This is a genomic window from Lactobacillus sp. UMNPBX4 (assembly GCF_002554115.1).
GTDB classification, from domain to species: domain Bacteria; phylum Bacillota; class Bacilli; order Lactobacillales; family Lactobacillaceae; genus Lactobacillus; species Lactobacillus gallinarum.
Window position 1 is genome coordinate 1 of the sequence record NZ_PCZF01000113.1, and the last position, 1,442, is coordinate 1,442.

At 35.9% G+C, this 1,442-nt stretch carries 1 protein-coding gene; it reads right to left on the reverse strand.

The window, feature by feature from the left end:
• Positions 1-12: 12 nt before the first annotated feature.
• Entirely contained in the window at positions 13-1,407 is a 1,395-nt protein-coding gene (locus CP355_RS09915) for an IS3 family transposase (protein WP_098044447.1), read from the reverse strand.
• Between the last annotated feature and the right edge of the window lie 35 nt (positions 1,408-1,442).

Genomic DNA, 1,442 nt, shown 5'->3' on the forward strand with positions numbered 1-1,442 from the left:
ATGAACTGAGACCTAAAAATTAGACAGTTTAAATACAGGATTAATAGAGGCTTGATTCCGATATTCTTTCGGAGTTAAGCCTTTTAATCTGCTCTTTATCCTTTCTTCGTTATAGTATTCGATGTATTCTTCAATGGCTTGAGTTAATTCTTGAAGGTTATGGTATTTGTATTCTTGGTCATAAAACATCTCTGTCTTAAGCAGACCAAAGAAGTTCTCCATTAAACCGTCATCCATGGAATTGCCTTTTCTGGACATGCTTTGAGTGATGCCTTGAAGTTTTAAAGCACGTTGGTATTTTGGACTCTGATATTGACAGCCTTGGTCAGTATGAAAGATACAGTTGTTAAGAGCTGTTTCTTTAGCGAAAGCTTTATCAAGCATTGTCATTACTAAATCCATATCTGGATGTTTTGAAATAGAGTAAGAAACTATATCACCGCCGCAGCCATCCAAAATAGGCGACAAATACAGCTTTTCATCATTAAGATGAAATTCAGTGATGTCAGTATACCATTTCATATTAGGCATTGGCGCAAAGAAATCGCGGTGAATCAAATTAGGTGCTATTTTGCCAATAGTACCTTTATAGCTTGAATACTTGCGCTTATTGCGTCTGATACCCTTAAGACCTAGCTTATGCATCCAGTAGCGAACTGTTTTCTCAGTAACGTTCCAGCCATCTTTGAGTAGCTGCAATGCTACTCGGCGATAGCCATAGCGCCCCTGATGATAATTGAAGATTTCCTTGATCCTTGCAATAAGTTTGGAACGCTTGGGCTTCTTAGGCTTTCGTTTAATTATTTTATAGTAAGAACTTCTGGCAATCGTAGGCAGCTCTGGATGCTCTGCAATTGCATCTAAGACATAGTTCAAGCTAACCTTAAATTCATGCCTTAGATCAGTAATTGCCTTAGCTATTTCTTTCGATCTTTGTCTTGATCCAAGGCCTTCAGTTTTTTTACGTATTCGTTCACAATACGCAATCGCAAGTTTTCTTCTTTCAGCTTTTGGATCTCTTTCTCCAATTCCTTGCGTGATTTTTGACTCTCTTTGATCACGGGCAGGGCGTCCTTTCTGTTTGATAATGACATTATACCCGTTTTCTTTGTATTCTCTAAGCCATTTGTTAAGCATGGCAATGCTTTTGAAGCCTAATTCTAGCGATAATTGAACATATGACTTAGTACCAAAGATAGCTTGTTCAATTGCTTGCTCTTTAAATTTTTTAGAATAAACCTGCTTTCCAGTATTTAAAATATCCGTTCCATGCATATCAATCAATCTAAGCATGTAATCTAAATTAGCTAAGTTCATTTTATATGCTTTAGACAATTGACTTATTGAGATATTCTCATCTTTCCATTTACGATAAATTTCTATTTTTCGTAAATTGCAATAATAAATTGAACACTTACGCTGTTTGATAGATTTTATCTAAT